Genomic DNA, 20,192 nt, shown 5'->3' on the forward strand with positions numbered 1-20,192 from the left:
TAGAGCGACCATAAGACCAGAACAGAGTAAATCTGTTAAGGCAGGTGCGGAACCCCGCAAGGGAAAGAAGCAGAAACCCAAATCGTGAGGTTTGGGAATCACCGTCCGTTTACGGCGGTGAGGATGTCAATCAGAGTAGAACTAGCTTACCAATAATCGGCTATTAGTGAGCGAGGTTTTTTCTGGATTTATCACTGGGGTTAGTGTAGTTTAACCTAGCATTGTATCATTTTTCAAAAGTAATGACAGACTTAGTTGATCATTCCAAAGGGCAATTCCTCTCTCAGAGCCGAATTGCACTTTCAGATGTTAGTCACGATTATTGAAAATTGGTATTACTTACCCAAGTTTTGGTTATCTGATCAATAAAATAGCGAAATATGCAAGAAAACGGAACCACAGAGACTATTTATAAGTTTTCTAGTACCCTATCTCCTTCCGATCCCAGCTATGTGGATAGAAGGGCCGATCTAGAATTGTACCAAGCTCTGATGAACAGTCAGTATTGTTATATTTTCAATTCTCGCAAAATGGGCAAGTCGAGTTTGACAGTACGCATCCAAACTCAAATTGAAGCCCAAGGATTTGCCTGTTCCCGTATAGATTTAAATGAATTAGGGACATCAGTAGATCAATCTAGCTGGTATCAGTCCTTAATTCTTGAAATTGCCGAACAATTAAACCTAAACATGGCGGATTTAGAATCTTGGATCGCCAGTCAATCTGTTTCTAATGTTGGGTTACTTAGACAATTTATTAAAGAAATTTTATTGAGAAAAATTTCAACCAGCATTGTTATTTTTATTGATGAAATTGATGTGGTTAGAAAACTACCTTTTGCTACTGATGACTTTTTTGCTTACATTAGGTCTTGTCATGAAAAGCGAGTTGTTAATTCAGATTTTAATCGTATTTCATTTGTTTTAATTGGCACGGCTACCCCCAATCAATTAATTCAGGATAGTCAAAGAACTCCTTTCAATATTGGTAAAGCAATTGAATTAAATGGACTGTCGTTAGAAGATAACTGTCAACCCTTGATGCAAGGACTAGAAGGGTTGGGTGTTTCCCCTCAAGAAATTCTACAAGAAATTTTTAGCTGGACTAATGGTCAACCTTTTCTAACTCAAAAATTGTGTTATTTAATGGCCAAGTTTAAAGTTCAAATACCTCGGTCTCTCTTATCAGCTTGGATGCGAGATTTTGTTTATAAACACATTATTGATAACTGGGAAAAAAAAGATGAACCTGCTTTTTTATCAAGTATAAGAGAGCGACTTATTTATCATCCTGACCAAGGGTATTTACTAAGGGTTTATGCTAATGTTTTAAAAGGTAAATTGGTGAAAGCGAGTAACACACCAGAACATGATGAATTATTACTATCTGGATTAGTTATCGTCGATAATCAGGGCTATCTTAGAGTAGCTAATGCTATTTATCAGGCAATTTTTAATCAAAAATGGTTATATAATGTATTAGCAGCTAGTCGTCCTTATCAATCGGAAATTGCTAAGTGGGAAGACTCAAATTTTACCGATACAAGTTGTTTACTGACAGGGAAAAAGTTAGAAGAATCTAAAAAATGGCAAGAAGATAAAGAATTAGATAGTGTCGATTATCGTTTTTTAGCCGCATCTGAAAGCATTACTCGTCAAAAACAATCTCGTTTATTTATGGTGGCAGCGGGAATATTTACTACCATTGTTACAGGTTTACTTGGGTTGGGATTTTACCAGTCATGGCTGCTACCTTACTTTTATAAAATCCCCTATACTAAGGAGCCTCAACTATTTAGCCAAGGCGAAAAAAAGCTACTTATCAAACAGGAAAATTTTTATAAAGATCGGGGTATTTTGGCTTTTCAAGATGCTAATTATTTGGAAGCTAAACAGTTATTCAAAAAAGCCTATCTTGCTCATCCTGAAGATGCAGAAATCTTGATTTATTATAATAATGCTATCGCTTATTTAAGTAATAATTATGTGACTTTGGCGGTGGTTATTCCCAGTGGCAAAAAAAATGAAATTTCCCAAGAAATCCTTAAAGGTATTGCTCAAGCACAATATTTATTTAATAGCCAATTACCGACAAATGCGAATAATTTATTTTTAAATATCGTTATTGCCAATGATAATAATGATGAAAAAGTTGCTAAGATAGTCGCTGAGGAAATCGTTAAAGACCCCAAAGTTATTGGAGTAATTGGACATTATTCTAGTGAAGCAACCTTAGCGGCTTTACCTATCTATGAAAGAGCCAAAATTACTTTAATTTCTTCTACAAGTTCCTCGAATGTAATTGAGAGTGAATACTTTTTTAGAACCGTTATCACCAATGAAAAAATTGGTGAAACTTTAGCTAATTATGCCAGCCAACATGATCTAGATAAGGTAATTATTTTTAATAATTCTAACCAGATTGATAGCCAAGAACTTACTCAAGAGTTTCGTCAAGCTTTCCAAAAAAAAGGCGGTAAAATCACTAAAGTAATTGATTTAGCATCTTCCCTAGATATTGACGCAGAAGTTTTAAAAGCATTCTCCCAAGATCAAGTTAGAGGAATTGTCTTATTTCCCAGTTTGGAATCAGCTTCTGTGCTAGTAGAATTATCCCATACTCTTGAACAGTTGAACACCAGCACCACTCTAGATCTGAAAAATAAGCTAGTTCTTTTAGGGAGTCATTCCATGTATGAACATGAAATGTTGGTTGATAGCGGTAAATTTATTGATAATTTAGTTTTGGCTGTGCCTTGGTTTTCCCATCTAATTAAGTCCCAAAATTTTGTCAGAGATGCTCAAGCTTTATGGAAAGAAGATATTAGCTGGCGAACCGCTACCAGTTATGATGCGGCCCAATCATTTATAGCTGCTATTAGAGCCTTGCAATCCCAGAATAAAATTTCTTCAGAGTTGATACAAGAATATTTAGAAAACCTCAATCTTTCGGCCAGTTTCACCTCAGGGAATTCCCTCAGGTTTGTAGATAATGAATCCGAATCTAATCGAGAACCAATTACTGTGAGGGTTAAGAGTAAGTTAGAAGCAAAACTTGAAAACTCAATTCAGTTTCACTTGGAATCTCAACGAGACTAATCAAGCAAGTCGTCAAAATATACTTGATACAAATTGCAACGCACCTCTAGGGTATCATAATTTTTGTCGATCAGTCCCAATCGTTCCAAAAATTGGACAGATTCTCCTTTCATTTGAGCCGGAGTCAGAGCTTTTTTCTGAAGAATTTGCCTAAAAGTATTCCGTAGGTTAGCATTACTTTTCAGATATCTCATCAGTAGGAAAAAATGACTTTGAAATGGCTCTCGTCCCTGCAAGGCATCATCTAGAACCTTTTCTAGAGAATTCCCTTCTTGCAATTTTACCAAGATTAACTTAATTAAATAAGGATTACCTCCCACTAAGTTCATGACCTTGTTAACATCTGATAACGTCCAATTAATGCCATTAACTTGAGCGAAAGAGAGAACTTGTTCCGCATTAAAATCCGATAAACTAGCCACATAACCTACACCAATTAAGGGAGAGGCATAAAAATCGTAGTTGCTATAAAATTCCGTTGAATGAATAATAATTAAGCGCAGTTTCCGCCAAGGTGGGGAACGTCTTTCATGCCAACTTCTGAGAATACCACAAATTTCATTACCGAGGGTTTCAGTTTCCAAAATTGTATCAAATTTTTCAAAGACAAAAACCAGCGGATTAGCGCTGGGTTGGAGAACATATTCCTCTAAATATCGTCGAGTTTTCTGGGCAGGAGTTCCGGGACGAGACCAAAATTTATCGAGAAGAGATTCGTTAATCTTTAATTCTTGGGTAATGGTACGACAAATCGACAGCAGCAAGTCTTCACAACTAAGGGCAATAGTAGCTTTTTCCTCCTCACAATCAATGATAACTGGTTGATAATTATCTTGTTTGAGATGATGGACTAACCAATTAACTAAACGGGTTTTGCCACTATTATGAGGTGCGCGAATTCTTAGCAACGATTGTTCTTGCTGAAGAACTTTGAGAGAATTTTCCTCCAGAGGTGGACGTTTTACATAATCTTTAATATAGGTCTGGTAATCCTGTTGTTTTTCCTCATCTAAAGAGGAGAAAATAGCAGCAATTGCGGGAGATTGATGTTTACTTTTGTTTGCCCACTCTTGATCAAAGCTCCTTAGGTTAGTTAAAATATCATGACCCCGTTGCCAAAAAGTAATTTGAAAAGTACGAATTTTTCCTTGATTATTGAGACGATGATCTTCCAAAATACCTAAAAATTTTTCGTTAAGATATTCCGTCAAAGCATCCCGAATTTGCCATAACTCCAGCCTTTGACCACATTTTTCTGTCAGCATTTCTAAAGCATTAAGTTCGGCTTGAATTTTCAATTTTTTCTCATTAATCCAGCTAAATTTAATAGCCAGATTTTCACAATTATCAACCTCGTAGTTAGCAAACTTTAACAGAGCATTAAGCAGATATTTGGTTCTTTGCCTGGGAATATCCCCATAAGTAACTTTTCTAGACATGATCTCAAGTTTAGTAATTAAGGACTTTGTTGGTAATTGAGAAATTTAAGTAATGATTTGGTTAGGGAATAAACTTAAAACAGTGAGTTTCCTATCCTCCTTTTTGAGTGCAAGCTTCGATCCCTTGTTTAACGGTGATGCTAAATCCAACCGTTCGGGAAAAATTTGACCTGCCAGTTCGCAAGTTTTCAATTGATGCGAGGTAGACAACCTTGACCACATCTCTCAAAAAAATTTTCCGCAAAACCCCGAAGTTCCCCAAGGTTTTTCTCCACCCCCAAGTTACTCAAACTCCAGTCTGGGATAGCAATTGAGGGCAAGAAAAATTAGCCGTTGACTGTGGGTGTACCCACAATGGAATAATCAACCACAACAAGGTTCAGATTTTCTTATAGTCTTTTCACCCTTGCTATGGCAGCACTTTGACCGCTATCTGCCTGGCTATTTTGTGCCGAATTAGACAATTCCACTGGATGACCGAGTATGACTAAAATTGCTGATATTGCCTACGTTACCTATCAACATCCGGATTTAGACCTCTGTGAACGTTTTTTGACGGATTTTGGCCTGATTACCGCGGTTAAAACCGATACAGCCTTGTATATGCGAGGTAGAGGCAAAAAACAGTTTGTCTATGTCGTAGAATGGGGAAAAGAAGCTAAATTTGTCAGTTTTGCCCTAGAAGCGACATCAGAATCCGTTTTACATGAACTAGCCACTTTAGCCTCCGCTTCTCCTGTGGAAAGGATGTTCACCCCTGGTGGGGGTCAGCGCATCAAAATTATTGACCCCAACGGTTTTAACCTAGAATTGGTCTACGGTATCGAGGAAGTGGAACCTTTGCCGATTCCTGAACCCTTGCAATGGAATCACGCTAGTCAGAAAACCCGTTTAGGTCGCACCCAAAGGCCGAAAAAAGAACCCGCACCTATTTTACGTCTAGGTCATCTAGCTATTGATGTCAAAGACTTTGAGGAAAGCTATCACTGGTATCAGCAGACTTTTGGCTTAAAAGCAACAGATTTAATTTATTACGGCCATCCCAGTTTACGAGTCGGGGGTTTTCTTCGTTGTCAACGGGGAGAGGAATGGGTTGATCATCACACCATCGCCATGTTGCAAGGTTCTCACCCCAAAGTCCATCATACTGCCTTCGAGGTGCAAGATTTTGACTCTATTAAAATCGGCCACGATTGGTTACGAGAAAAAGAATGGACTCCTGTGTGGGGAATTGGTCGCCATTTGTTGGGAAGTCAAGTGTTTGACTATTGGCAAGATCCTTTCGGTAGCCTCATTGAACATTTTACCGATGGAGACCTTTTCGAGCAAACTACCGAGCCAGAACTTCACGCGGGTGGGTTAGATATTCTCTATCAATGGGGACCGGCCATTCCCGAAAGTTTTTTAGGTTAAACCGTTGAAAACGTCTTATAAAAGGGGTTAGATGATGAATATTGCTGAAATATTTCAAAAAAGACGCTCTACTCGTAAATTTCGCACCGATGCCATTCCCGAAGAAATTTTAGCGGAAATTTTTCGTTTAGGATTCCAAGCACCCTCTAGTTATAATTTGCAACCATGGCGATTTATTGTGGTTAGAGAACCAGAAAATAAGGCAAAATTGCGAGAATTCGGCTTTGAACAAGATAAATTGGTCGATGCACCCGTGGTTTTAATCTGTTGTGGCGATCGCCAAGTTAACCATCGTGGTTACATTAATCAAGTAATTGAGTTAGGAAAGCAAGAGGGGACGATTTCCGAAAAACGGGCCGAGTTCATGCACATGGCCATTCCGCCTTTTTTCCAATTTAAACCCTGTTATCAGTCTCCAGAAGCTTGGAGCAACCGACAAGTTATGATTGCGGTTACTTATCTCATGATAGCGGCGCAAAGCTTGGGGGTGGATAGTTGTCCCCTAGAAGGATTTGTGGCTAAACCCTTGCGCGAGTATTTCCAAATTCCCGATACGGTCGATGTCTGTTGTCTCTTAGCCTTGGGATACGCCGATGAACCCTTGAGCGAGTATGGGGGACGTTTTGGGACTCAGAAGCTCTGCTATGGCGAAATTTACGGAGAAACCTTTAATTTAAGCCCAAATCATCCCTAGAATTCCATTCGCTCTCCGTCACCAGAAACTTGTCTCGGTGCGAGGGGATTAAATCTTTGTCTTCGATTCCATTTAATAATGAGGAGTGAAACAATGACCCTTTGTTTAGATACTAAGCTTAATTTGTCAGAAATAAGCAGTTTAGTCGATATTATTCGTTATCGCGCCCAATACCAACCCCACAAAACTGCTTATACCTTTTTAGTCGATGGCGAAACCGAAGAAAAACGCCTTACCTACGGGGAATTATTCCTGGAAGCTCAAGCGATCGCAAATAATCTACAATCATTTCTATTACCGGGAGAACGGGTTTTATTAGCATACCCTTCGGGATTAGAGTTTATCAGTGGGTTTTTCGGCTGTTTATTAGCAGGAGTAGTGGCAATTCCGGTTAATTTGCCCAAGAAAAACCAAAAGATGGCTCGCTTAACTTCCATTCTTAACAATTCGCAAGCGAGCTTACTTTTAAGCACACAATCAGAATTAGTCCACTTAAAAACGCAACTAGACACAGATATTCCCTTTCTAGCCACGGATAGCTTAATTCGCCAAAGTTTAGCCGAAGACAACCCAACCCAGATAAAAGCAGATACCTTAGCCTTTTTACAATACACCTCTGGTTCCACGGGGACTCCCAAAGGAGTGATGGTCAATCACGAGAATCTTTTGAATAACCTCCGAGATATTGCTTCTGGAATATTAGATTTAGACGGGGAACAGGATGAAAAGAGCGTTATGGTGACATGGTTGCCAACTTTTCATGATATGGGGCTAATTTATGGCGTTTTACTGCCCTTTTATCGAGGATTTCCCTGTTATCTCATGTCCCCGGTTTCCTTTTTACAACGTCCTCTCGGTTGGTTAAATGCCATCAGCAAATACAGGGCCACCCACACTGCCGCCCCTAATTTTGCCTATAAACGTTGTCTTGACAAGATTAAAGAGGAGCAGCTGGCGGATTTAGACTTAAGCAGTTGGAAAGTGGCTGTAAATGGCGCAGAAACCGTCAGAATGGAAATTTTAAGCGAATTTGCTCGTAAATTTGCCCCCTGTGGTTTTGAGTTTGCCGCCTTTTCTCCGGGTTATGGTTTAGCCGAGGCCACCTTAAAAGTTGCTGCTGTCAGGAAAAATCAAGTTCCTCAAATCTGCTGGGTGGAAAAAGCCGCTTTAAACCGTCATCAAATCGTTTTTACGGAAAAAAGCCCAAATTCTCAATCCTTAGTCAGTTGTGGACAAACAGAAATCGACACAGAAATTGCCATTGTTAATCCTGAAACCTGTCAACGCTGTCCCTCCCAGCAGGTGGGAGAAATTTGGGTGAAAGGCAAAACCGTTGCCCAGGGCTATTGGCAACATCCCGAAGCTACAGAAAAAACTTTTCAAGCAGTTATCGCCGATACCGGACAGGGTTTTTATTTGCGTACAGGGGATTTAGGTTTTATTCATCAGGGTCAACTATACATCACCGGACGCTTGAAAGACCTGATGATTATTCGCGGTGGTAACTACTATCCCCAGGATATCGAACAGACCGTAGAACAATGCTATCCCGACTTTTGCCCCAGTGGAACTGCCGCCTTTACCGTAGAAATCGAGGCAGAAGAAAAGTTAGTCCTAGTTCAAGAGGTAGAAAGAACGGCAATTCGCCGTTTTAACCAGCAAAAAGCCCTAGAAGCAGTTCGTCGAGCGGTTTTTCAAGAACACGAATTGCAAGTTTATGATATCGCTTTTATCAAACCCGCATCTCTGTCCAAAACTTCTAGCGGCAAAATTCAACGCCACGCTTGCCGTCAACAGTATTTAAACCAGCAACTTCCACTAATTTCATCCCCTATGCCGACGCTAACCCCCCCCCTCAGCAGTCACCAAGCTGACCCCACAACCGCTAGTCAAGAAAAAACCGAGCAAATCTTGACTTGGTTGCGAGATTACGCCAAAACTCGCATTAATTCCCATCTGATTGATGACCGTCGTTGTGTGCCGCCCTATATTGTCATGGATTTTGGCAATCAAGGACTGATGGGAATGCAGATTCCTGAAGAATACGGGGGAATAGCCCTTAATAATCGCAATTTTTTGCAGGTGATGGAACAATTAGCCGCCATTGATTTAACTTTGGCGACGATGGTGAGTCTCAACAACAGTTTAGGTATCCGTCCGCTTCTCAACTACGGTACCACTTCCCTCAAGGAAGAATTATTACCTCTTTTAGCTACAGGAAGACAATTATCCTCCTTTGGCATGACGGAACCGGAAGCAGGAGCGAATATCGGGGCAATTAGTACCGTTGCCGTGCCGGATGGCCGAGATAAATGGCGAATTCGCGGCCTTAAGCATTGGAATGGTTCTGCTTGGGCCGGAATGATTAATGTTTTTGTCCGTTTGCTTGATTCGGAAGAACCGGGGAATAACGGTTTGACAGGTTTTCTTGTCCGTCAAGGTACCCCCGGTCTGCGTTTGGGACCTGAATCCCTAACTATGGGATTACGGGGAATTATGCAAAATGCCATCTATTTTGAGGATGTTTTAGTCACTAAAGAGCAATTGCTCGGAGAATTGGGCAATGGCACTGAACCCGCCGACGATGCTTTACTTTATGCCCGTTTAGGTATTGGCATGATGGGAGTTGGCGGCATGAAACGCTGTTTACAATTAATGTTACGTTATGCCAGCCGTCGTTCGATCGCTACCGGTAAATTGCTAGAAAGTCCGATTACTTTAGCCCGTTTTGACCATTTAACTGGGGCTACGGTGGCCTTGTCCAGTCTCTTAAAGTGTATCACCACCGCCTTAGACCAAAAAGTTGCCGTTCCCAGGGAAATGGCCGTTATTGCCAAGATTACGGGGGCTGATTACCTCTGGGAAGCGGCCGATAGTCTCGTTCAGATGCTCGGGGGTAGAGGTTACATGGAAACTAATCTTGCCCCGCAAATTCTCCGGGATGCCAGAGTTTTACGAATTGGCGAAGGTCCTAACGAAAGTTTGAAAATCTTTTTGGGCAAAAGTATCACCCATACGGACAAATTAGGCGAATTTCTGACAAAAGTTCTGGAAGCGCCCGAGATTGCCCTGCAACTCCACACCACTGCCCAATCTATTAATCAGCGTTGTCTCCAGTCTAATCTCTGGGGTGATCGTTCTGCCGCCTTAGCTTGGGCTTATTCTTTAATCGGAGAATTGGGTTGTTACGCCGCTTTAGTAGCAACAACGGCGAAAATGGCCCAAATTCACCCCGGGGAAAAGTACAGTCATGCCCTAGCTTGGAGTCAATTGCAGTTTGATTTATGTGTGCAGAAAGCTCTCCGGGGAACACCCGAAGAAAACTTTGCTTCTTCGGTGGCGACTATCCGCGATCGTATCCTCGATTATACTCAATCTATTGATGATATCGAACAACGTCTAGACGGTTCCGATTATCAACTCGACGAGTTATTGATGTTGGAACCAGAAGCTAAACAGACTCATCCTCAAGCTGAAACTTCTCTGGTCGAAATTGCTAGTCAACCGCCGCAAGACCGAGTAAATATCCCCTCTAGTCCGAAAAAGTCCCTTCTTAGCCAACAAACTCCCGAAAAGGTGGAAATGTGGTTAGGTAATTGGTTACACCAGAAATTAAAGGTCAATCCAGCCACTATCCAAACCAGCCAGTCTTTTGCTGATTTTGGCTTAGATTCAATTTTTGCCGTGGAATTAGCCCAAGATCTGGCCGATTGGTCGGGAATTCCCGTCGAAGCCACCATTGTTTGGAATTATCCCACTATTGATAGTTTGGCAGAATATTTAGCTAACCAGATTAATCAAAGCAATACTGCGGCTGAATCGACAAATAATCGAGAAAAAAGCGAAATTTTAGCAGTTTTACCCCAAATATCCGAAGAAGAAATCTCTGCTTTCTTTAGTTAATCGCTGGTGGGGATAGGATAGCTAATTTCCCTTGTCCTATCCCCCACCTCGGAGTCACGGGGACAATTGTGACTATGCTACTAAATTTTCCCATCCCGACAGTATCAAGGTTTTTCCCGCTTATCCGTGACTTTTTCCCGAGCATAACCTGAGATGAAAGTGACGTGACATAACAAGACAAGAGTTGTTAGGAATATGAATCAACAAAAACAAGCTTTTTTAGAACAATACAAACACCTCGATGCAATGGTCAAAGCGCAAACCGAACCCATCGCTATTGTGGGGATGGGCTGTCGTTTTCCCGCAGGAGTCAATGATTCCGCAAGTTATTGGCAGTTATTGGTTAATGGCATCGATGCAGTAACAGAAATTCCCCTAGAACGTTGGAATATTGACGACTATTATCACCAAGATGCCGATGTTCCGGGGAAAATGTATAGTCGGGAAGGGGCATTTTTAGACAAAGTTGACGAATTTGACCCAGCTTTCTTCGGCATCTCACCCCGGGAAGCCGCCGCCATGGATCCGCAACAACGGTTACTGTTAGAAGTCTGTTGGGAATCCCTAGAAAATGCGGCTATTGCGCCAGAAAGTTTGATTAATAGTCAAACTGGCGTATTTATGGGCATTTGTCGCGATGATTATGCCCAATTGTGTTTTCATCAAGGCGTAGTCAATCACATTGATGCTTACAACAGTTTAGGAAACAGTCGCGCTATTGCCGTCGGCAGAATCTCTTATCTATTTGGGTTTCACGGTCCGACTCTGCAAATTGATACGGCCTGTTCCTCCTCCCTCTTGGCAGTACATTTGGCCTGTCAAAGTCTGCGCGGCCAAGAATGTAATCTCGCTTTAGCGGGGGGTGTGAATCTGATGTTAACCCCGGCCACTGCGATTAGTAATTGTAAATTAAAAGCCGTTTCTCCCCAGGGTCGCAGTAAAACCTTTGATGCTTCGGCCGATGGTTATGGTCGGGGCGAAGGTTGCGGTGTCGTGGTCTTAAAACGTCTCAGTGATGCTCTCCGAGATGGCAATCTTATTTTCGCCCAAATTCGCGGTTCGGCTGTCAATCACGATGGAAAAAGTAATGGCTTAACCGCCCCCAATGGTCAGGCACAGGAAGCTTTACTCAGACAAGCCCTCGAAAGAGCGAAAATTCAACCTAAAGATCTGCAATACGTCGAAGTTCACGGTACAGGTTCATCTTTAGGAGATCCCATCGAGGTTTTATCCTTAGGGAAAATTTATGGCCGGGGTCATAGCCAAGATAATCCCCTGATTTTGGGAACCGGGAAAACTAATATGGGGCATCTGGAAGGAGCTGCGGGGATTGCGGCGTTAATTAAGACAGTTTTACAGCTACAAAATCAGCAAATCACCCCTAATCTTCATTTTAAGAACCCTAATCCCTATATTCCCTGGGAAAAACTGCCAGTCAAAATCCCCACCACTCTTACCCCCTGGTTGGTCAGAGAAGGAGTCCGACGGGCTGGAGTGAGCGCTTTCGGGATGAGTGGCACTAACGTCCATTTAATCGTTGAGGAAAGCAATTTTGAGCGGCTTGGTGACGAAAAACCTCATTTAGAACGTCCTTGTCATTTAATTACCCTTTCGGCGAAAAGTGAGCCGGCCTTACGCGAATTAGCTCAACGCTACTACGATTTTTTCGGTCAAAATTCCCAGACGGTCATGGCAAATGTGGCCTATACCGCTAATACTGGGCGATCGCATTTTGAGCATCGTTTAGCTATTCCCTTTGTGGCTCAAAAACAGCTTGAGCAAGCTTTAAAAGACTTTATTAGGGGTGAAAATCGCTTTTCAGGTCAAAAAAGTCTTTTAACCTCGAAAAAAGCCCCTAAACTGGCTTTTATGTGTACGGGAGAGGGTTCACAATATCCCGGAATGGCTAGGGAACTCTACGAAACGCAACCGACTTTTCGCCAAACTTTAGAGGAGTGTGACGGTATTTTACGGAGCTATGGGGTGAAATCCCTACTACAAGTATTATACGGTGACGAAAAAACCAGTAAATTGATTAATCAGACTTTTTACAGTCAAATTACCCTATTTTCTGTGGAATATGCTCTCGCCCAACTCTGGTTGTCCTGGGGAGTGAAACCCGATGCTCTCATCGGTCATAGTTTAGGGGAATATGTGGCCGCTTGTTTAGCGGGAGTCTTTAGCTTAGAAGACGGTTTGAAGTTAATTGCCCATCGGGGACGTTTAATGCAGACATTACCGAAAAACGGCATAATGGCGGCGATTTTTACCGATTCCGACACCGTGACCAATCATCTGAGGAAGATTAGGGGTATCTGTACCATTGCTGCGGTCAATAGTCGAGAAAATACGGTTATTTCTGGCGAAACTGAGACCATTAACCATTTAATCGCTAACTTTAAAGAGAGAAGAATTGAAAGTCAGGCTTTAGCGGTTTCCCATGCTTTCCATTCTCCCTTAATGACGGGTATGGTGGGGGAATTTGCCAAGATTGCCGAAACTATCACCTATAATTCCCCGCGTCTCCCCCTTATTTCTAACCTGACTGGGGATGTTATCGATGCAGAGATAGCAACTTCCCAATATTGGGTTAATCATCTACTGTCTCCCGTAGAGTTTGCCCGGGGTATAGAAAGATTAGGAGAGTTAAATACGGAAATATTCCTAGAAATTGGCGCCAAAACCACCTTAATTAGCCTAGGTCAGCAAAATCTCCCCGACCAAGGTCTCTGGTTAGCTAGTTTATCCCCAAAACAGTCGAATTGGGAAACCCTACTCCAAAGTTTAGCAACCCTTTATGTAAAAGGGGTCAAAATTGACTGGAATGGATTCGACCTGGATTATTTACGCGAAAAAATCCCCTTACCGACCTATCCCTTCCAAAGAAAACGCTATTGGTTAGATTACATTGATTCTCAGCTAAAAACCCCGACAGTAGCAGCTTTCCACCCTCTCCTACAGCAACCGCTGCATCTATTGGGGTCAAAGGATGTTCACTATCAATCCTCTCTTTCTCCGTGCTATCCGAGCTATCTGCAAGAACATCAAGTTTTTGGCCAGGTAGTTTTCCCGGCTGCGGCCTATCTAGAGATGATTATAGTGGCAGCCGGTCAACAATATCCCAATCAGCAGTTTACTATTGGTCAATTGAGTCTGAATCGACCCTTAATTTTCTCAGAAAACCAGAGTAAAAAGGTACAGTTAAGCTTACTAGCGGGGGGACAATTTCAGATTCTCAGTCTTGGGGAAGGGGAAGTTTCCCTACTGCATCTATCGGGTAATTTAACCGATGAAAACCAGGACTTACCCAGCTGCAATTGGACAGATATCCGGAACCGTTGTCACCAAAAAATCGAAATTGCACAGCATTATCAGGACTGTTTAAGTAAAGGAGTGAACTACGGGGAAAGTTTTCGAGTTATCCAGGAACTTTACCGCAATCAGTCCGAAATTGTCGCAAAAATTCAACTTTCTTCCCATCTACTCTCGCAAGCGGTGGATTACCAGCTACATCCTGTCTTACTTGATGGTTGCTTTCACGCTATGTCGGCACTATTTCCTGCGGGGAATACCACCTATCTTCCCACTAATATTGATCGATTGACCTTTTCGGGAGTTAAGGACACCTCTATATACTGTCATGGTCGCTTCAGCCATAGCAATTGGGAAAACGGCATCTTAATCGCTGATTTGACTATTTTCAGCGAATCGGGTCAATTAATTAGCCAAATTGACGGATTAACCTTTCAACAGGCCCGGCCAGAAACCCTCTTTTCCCAGACCAACGACCTCAATGATAGTTTATACGAAATTACTTGGCAAGCCACGGACTTGACGGGAATGGATTGGACAGAAACAGGAGATTGGTTAATTTTTGCTGACAAAAAGGGAGTGGGGCAACAATTAGCCGAAAAATTGGTGCAACAAGGGCATAGATGCCAACTTATCACCGAAAACAATCGCCAGACTTGGCAATATTTCCTCAAAAAACCCTATCAAGGTCTAATTTATCTCTGGGGAATCGATGACGACCAAGCTTTAGAAAATAATCAAAACCTAGCGGCCACTCAAGAGCGAATTTGTGGAACTTTGCTGGAAATAGTGCAAGAACTAGGCAAAATAGAGGTTAATTACTCTCCTCGCCTCTATATTGTCACCCAATCGGCTCAATACATTCCTTCTCAGCCCACAGTGATTGCCCTTGCCCAAAGTTCCCTCTGGGGATTAGGACGGACTATTGCCCTAGAACACCCAGAATTGCGCTGTCTGTGTCTAGATGGAGATAAATTTCAGGATAGCCACACCTTAGCCCTAGAGGTGTTCCAATCTTTACAAAGTTCGGAGGAGGAAAATCAAATCGTTTGGCGGCAAGGCCAGAGCTATGTAGCTCGTTTAGGGCGATTTATCCCGAAATCGTCGCTAAAAAACCGAGAAATTGCCGAAAATGCCACCTATCTTATTAGTGGTGGTCTAGGCGCCTTAGGGCAGCAAGTGGCTAATTGGTTAAGGAAAAAAGGAGCAACATCCCTCGTCTTACTAAGTCGCCGGGGAATAACTCCAGAAACCCAACCAATTATAGACCAATGGCGACAAGAGGGAACCAATGTAGAAGTTTTTGCCGCCGACGTTAGCGACTTTGGCCAAATGCGTCGGGCTTTTGAGATAATCGAGCAACAGTTACCCCCCTTAAAAGGCATTATTCACACGGCCGGGGTGTTAGAGGATGCCAGCTTATCCAAACAGACTTGGGAGAAATTTGAGCGCGTCTTTTCCCCCAAAATACTCGGCGCTTGGAATTTGCATCTCCTCAGTCAAGAAGTTGATTTAGACTGGTTTATTAGTTTTTCCTCGATGGCCTCGGTGTTAGGGTCTTCTGGACAGAGTAATTATGCTAGTGCTAATGCCTTTTTAGATAGTCTAGCCCATTATCGTCAAGCGCAAGGACTGCCGGCCCTGACCATTAATTGGGGTCCCTGGGCAGAGGGTGGTATGGCCGAAAATTTAGGCGAAAAAGCGAAAAAAAGGCTAATTAAACAGGGTTTTACCCCTCTTGATCCCCAAAAATGTTTGCATCTCCTCGAAACATTGCTGAAGACTTCTCGGACACAGGTAACTGTCGCTTCTCTCAATTGGAATAGCTTTTTAAACAGTTTCGAGAATCAAAAAAATCCACCTTTATTACGAGATTTCCAGAGTTTTTCAGCCCAAAAATTAACCCCAGACAATAATTTTATTGATGTCTTAATGACAGTACCAATTGAGGAGCGTTTTGCGGCTTTGACTGCTCATGTTCAAGGGATTGTAGCGGAAATTCTCGCTATTCCGGCTAGAGAATTTACCCAAGTTGACCAAGGTTTTTTTGAGTTGGGAATGGATTCTTTAATGACGGTGGAATTACGCAATTGTTTAGCCAAGGATTTAGGTAAATCTCTGGCGGCAACTATCACTTTTAAATACCCAACAGTGACCAGTTTGGTCGATTATCTAGTAGCTGAAGTTATTGACATTGACTTTAGTTTAAAACCCTTAGCAATAGGAGCAAATCAAGATAGCAATCTTGATCCCCTAAACGAAGAAGATTTATCCCTAGAAGAATTGTCCGATTTACTGCTACAGGAGTTAAATTCCTTAAGTTAGAAAAGCAGACCTCAAACCCTATCTAAATAACCTGTTTACCATGACACAAATACCTGCCAAACCTGATCAACTGAGCTTAATAAAAGATGCCTTAAATCAAATTAAGGTCTTAAAAACTAAGCTACATACCCTAGAAAAAGCCAAGAATGAACCAATTGCAATTATTGGTATGTCCTGTCGCTTTCCCCAGGGAGCTAATTCCCCGGAAACTTTTTGGGAATTATTGCAATCAGGAACCGATGCCATCAGCGAAATTCCGCCGCAACGCTGGAATATTGACAATTATTACGATCCTAAACCCGATGCGAGGGGAAAAGTCTATACCCGTCACGGTGGCTTCTTAAATCAACCGATAGATCAATTTGACGCTGATTTTTTTGGTCTTTCTCCCCGGGAAGTGGCACAAATGGATCCGCAACAGCGGTTACTGCTGGAACTAGCCTGGGAAGCTCTGGAAAATGCGGGAATATCACCCTTAAATCGGCGAGGAAGTCAAACGGGGGTATTTATAGGCATGATGACTCAAGATTACTCCCATTTTAGCCATCATCCCGATCTGATTGATGCCTATACGGGAACGGGAAATGCTAAAAGTGTAGCTTCAGGACGTTTATCCTATCTTTTTGGATTTCATGGCCCAACTTTAACGGTTGATACTGCTTGTGCCTCCTCTTTAGTCGCTGTTCATTTAGCTTGCCAAAGTTTACGCAATAACGAGTGTGAAGTTGCCCTAGCTGGGGGGGTCAACCTCATGTTAACCCCCTTCGTTACTATCATGGAATCCCGCGCCCAGATGTTGTCTCCTGACGGTCGTTGTAAAACCTTTGATAGAACAGCGAATGGCTATGTGCGGGGAGAAGGCGGCGGTATTATAGTTTTAAAGTCTTTATCTGCGGCTATTCGGGATAATAACTTGATTTTAGGACTAATTAAAGGTTCGGCCGTTAACCATGGTGGTACGAGTAGCGGTTTAACAGTTCCCAATCAACTTAGTCAAGAACAATTGATTCGTCAAGCTTTAAAAAATGCTCAGGTAAAGCCAGAGGACATTAGCTATATTGAAGCCCATGGAACTGGAACTTCTTTGGGCGATCCCATTGAATTAGGTGCATTATCGACAGTTTTTGCTAAAAATCCCCAACCGGTTTGGGTTGGTTCCGTCAAAACCAATATCGGCCATCTAGAAGCGGCCGCTGGTATTGCCGGACTGATGAAAGTGATTTTATGCTTGCAACATCGACAAATTGCCCCCCATCTCCACTTCCAGCAACCGACACCCCATCTAGACTGGGAAAATCAACCGCTGAAAGTTCCGACTAAAAACCGTGAATGGGTTAGTGAAAATTCTTCTCGTTTAGCTGGAGTTAGTTCTTTTGGCTTAAATGGCACTAATGCCCATATTATTCTCGAAGAATACCCTTACGAACCTCAAACGACTGCGGCACCTGATTCATCGCCCTATCTGTTCACCCTCTCAGCCAAGACTGAATCGGCTTTAATCAAACTAGCCCAAAAATACGCAAATTACCTAGAAAATGCGGAAAATGTGGCTTTAAGCTCCATTTGTGCTACTAGCAATCGCAGTCGCTCCCAATTACCCCATCGTTTCACCTGTATTGTCTCTAGTCACTGCCAACTTCAAGAAAAATTAGCCGCTTTCGTTCAAGGTGAACCCAGTTCTTTTCGCCAAAAAAGTGAATTTAATGGCAAAAATCGGGCAAAAATTGCCTTTCTCTTTCCGGGACAGGGTTCTCAATACCCCGGTATGGGAAGGGAACTATACCAATGTTATCCTCTATTTCGTCAAACACTCGATCGCTGTGATCAAATTCTCCGTCAATATGGGGACTATTGCCTAACGGAGATTATTGACCAAGAAAATCATCTCAATCAAACTTTTTACACCCAACCTGCCCTATTTGCTCTCGAATACGCCCTTTTTAAACTCTGGGAATCCTGGGGAATTACCCCCCATGGGGTCATGGGTCATAGTTTAGGGGAATATGTGGCCGCCTGTGTTGCTGGAGTCTTTAGTTTAGAAGATGCCTTAAAATTAGTCTTCTATCGGGCTAAATTGATGGATTCTGTGGGAAAAAGTGGCTCAATGGTCGTTATCTCCGCTAGTGAAGCTGAAATTAGTCCCTTAATTGTCCCCTATCAATCTCAGGTAGCTATTGCCGCTATTAATGGTCAGGATAATATTGTCCTCTCCGGTGCTGCAGAGACCATAGAAACCCTGGTAAAACAGCTTCAGGTCAAAAATCTGAAGATTACCCCGTTAAATGTCTCTCAAGCTTTTCATTCCCCTCTGATGGAGGAGATTTTAGACGAGTTCCGACAAATTGCTGAAACTATCACCTATCATCCCCCCCAACGAGCCTTAATTTCTAACCTTAATGGCAACTTAGTCAATTTTGAGGTCACTACTGCCGATTATTGGTGTCGTCATCTCCGGTCTTCTGTTCGCTTTGCCGATGGGATAAAAACCTTACTGGACAACGGTTATGAGGTATTTGTCGAATGCGGCCCCCATCCCGTTTTATCGGCCATGGGCAGCGTAGTGGATAAAAATCATCCCTGTCTTTGGTTGCCCAGTTTGCGTCGTCAAACCTCTGACCGACAACAGATCCTCGAGAGTGTCAGTCAGCTTTATCTGCGGGGATTCGCCCTGAATTGGCAAGAGATAACGGCCAATCAAGACAGTAAACCCTGTATCTTACCGACCTACACCTTTGAAAGAAGTAGTTATTGGCTAAAAACAGGCGACTTGACCGCAGAAGAAGCGCAATTATTGCCTAAATTGTCGAAATATCTCCTAGAAACACCTCCTCAACCGCCAGAAGTTGTCAAAACCACCACTGCATCATCTTCTGGTCATCTAATTACCCTTGACTCTCTTTTGGCCACACCCGCAGAGCAACAGCTTAAACAACTAGAAACCTACATTATCGGTGTTTTAGAACAGATTACCGGTTTATCCATGGTCAAGCTACATACCAAGCAACCGCTCTCTAGTTTAGGCTTAGATTCTCTCATGTCCAGTCAATTACGACGTCAACTAGAGGAGGATTTAAAAATTATTGTTCCCGTGGAATACCTAACGGGATTGAGTATTGAGCAGTTTTTACCGCAAATATTCAACTTAATCACCCAAAACTCCCAACCTGCAACTAGCAACAAAACTCCTCTCCCCTCAAAACAGAAAAAACCAATCAGGACGACTAAAGCCGAAAATATCTCTAATGATCCGAAACTTTGGCTAATTCGTAAACAAGCTAATCCTAACGCCCGCATTCGTCTATTTTGTTTTCCCTACGCCGGTGGGGGTGCCTCCGTATTCCAAAATTGGCTGAATTACTGCCCCACGCAAGTGGAATTTTGGGCGATTCAACTACCCGGACGCGAAACGCGCCTTCAGGAAACTGCGATTACATCGCTAAAATCCCTGATTAATCGTCTCATTCCGATTCTGACTCCCTATTTAGACCAACCTTATGCTTTTTTTGGTCATAGCATGGGTTCTTTAATCAGTTTTGAATTAACCAGAGAATTAGCGAAAACTCGGCAAAATCTGCCCCAACATTTATTTATGTCTGGATTTCGAGCGCCTCAAATTGTCAATCCCGATTTACCCATTCATCGTCTGGGAGATGAGCAATTTTTAGCAGCTTTAGGTCATTTTCAAGGAACTCCGGAAACTCTCCTCAAAAATCCCGATTTAATGGCGGCTTTTTTGCCAATTTTACGAGCAGATTTCAAACTCCTAGAGACCTATTCTTATCAACAAGGTCAACCCTTAAATTGTCCTATTACCGTTTTTGGAGGCCACAACGATGCCAAGGTTTCTGCCGATCAATTACAACAATGGCAACTGCAAACCAATCAAGATTTTGTCCTGCATACCTTACCGGGAGGACATTTCTTTATCAACCAACATACGGAGAAAATTATGAAAATAATTTGCCAAAGTTTACGAGAGTTTCCTGAACAAATGACTGCCTAATCAAC

Annotated in this window: 7 protein-coding genes; 6 read left to right on the forward strand and 1 reads right to left on the reverse strand. The window is 42.4% G+C overall.

Annotated elements, in window-relative coordinates; translation table 11 throughout:
• Positions 1-380 precede the first annotated feature (380 nt).
• Positions 381-3,098 (forward strand): AAA-like domain-containing protein, encoded by a 2,718-nt coding sequence (locus tag IM322_RS11695; protein ID WP_287675433.1) that lies wholly within the window; start codon positions 381-383, stop codon positions 3,096-3,098.
• Here IM322_RS11695 and IM322_RS11700 read toward each other — a convergent pair.
• On the reverse strand, positions 3,095-4,537 hold the full coding sequence (locus tag IM322_RS11700) for an AAA-like domain-containing protein (protein WP_287675432.1): 1,443 nt from the start codon (positions 4,535-4,537) through the stop codon (positions 3,095-3,097). The two genes, IM322_RS11695 and IM322_RS11700, sit on opposite strands and share 4 nt — an antisense overlap.
• Positions 4,538-5,020: 483 nt before the next feature.
• Between IM322_RS11700 and IM322_RS11705 the strand changes: the two genes are divergently transcribed.
• The 5 genes from IM322_RS11705 to IM322_RS11725 all read left to right on the forward strand — a co-directional run bounded on the left by IM322_RS11705 (position 5,021) and on the right by IM322_RS11725 (position 20,187).
• Positions 5,021-5,950 (forward strand): VOC family protein, encoded by a 930-nt coding sequence (locus IM322_RS11705; RefSeq protein WP_286826611.1) that lies wholly within the window; start codon positions 5,021-5,023, stop codon positions 5,948-5,950.
• A 34-nt stretch (positions 5,951-5,984) separates the two neighbouring features.
• A complete protein-coding gene (locus IM322_RS11710; RefSeq protein ID WP_287698964.1) occupies positions 5,985-6,644 on the forward strand; it encodes a nitroreductase family protein in 660 nt (219 codons plus the stop codon).
• 93 nt (positions 6,645-6,737) lie between these two features.
• Positions 6,738-10,547: an AMP-binding protein gene (locus tag IM322_RS11715; protein ID WP_287675430.1), complete on the forward strand. Its 3,810-nt coding sequence runs from the start codon at positions 6,738-6,740 to the stop codon at positions 10,545-10,547.
• 195 nt (positions 10,548-10,742) lie between these two features.
• On the forward strand, positions 10,743-16,184 hold the full coding sequence (locus IM322_RS11720) for a type I polyketide synthase (RefSeq protein WP_287675429.1): 5,442 nt from the start codon (positions 10,743-10,745) through the stop codon (positions 16,182-16,184).
• Positions 16,185-16,224: 40 nt separating this feature from the next.
• Positions 16,225-20,187, forward strand: a complete 3,963-nt coding sequence (locus IM322_RS11725; protein WP_287675428.1) for a beta-ketoacyl synthase N-terminal-like domain-containing protein — start codon at positions 16,225-16,227, stop codon at positions 20,185-20,187.
• The last annotated feature ends 5 nt before the right edge of the window (positions 20,188-20,192 follow it).

The sequence above is a fragment of the Microcystis sp. M109S1 genome, assembly GCF_020247025.1.
GTDB lineage: Bacteria > Cyanobacteriota > Cyanobacteriia > Cyanobacteriales > Microcystaceae > Microcystis.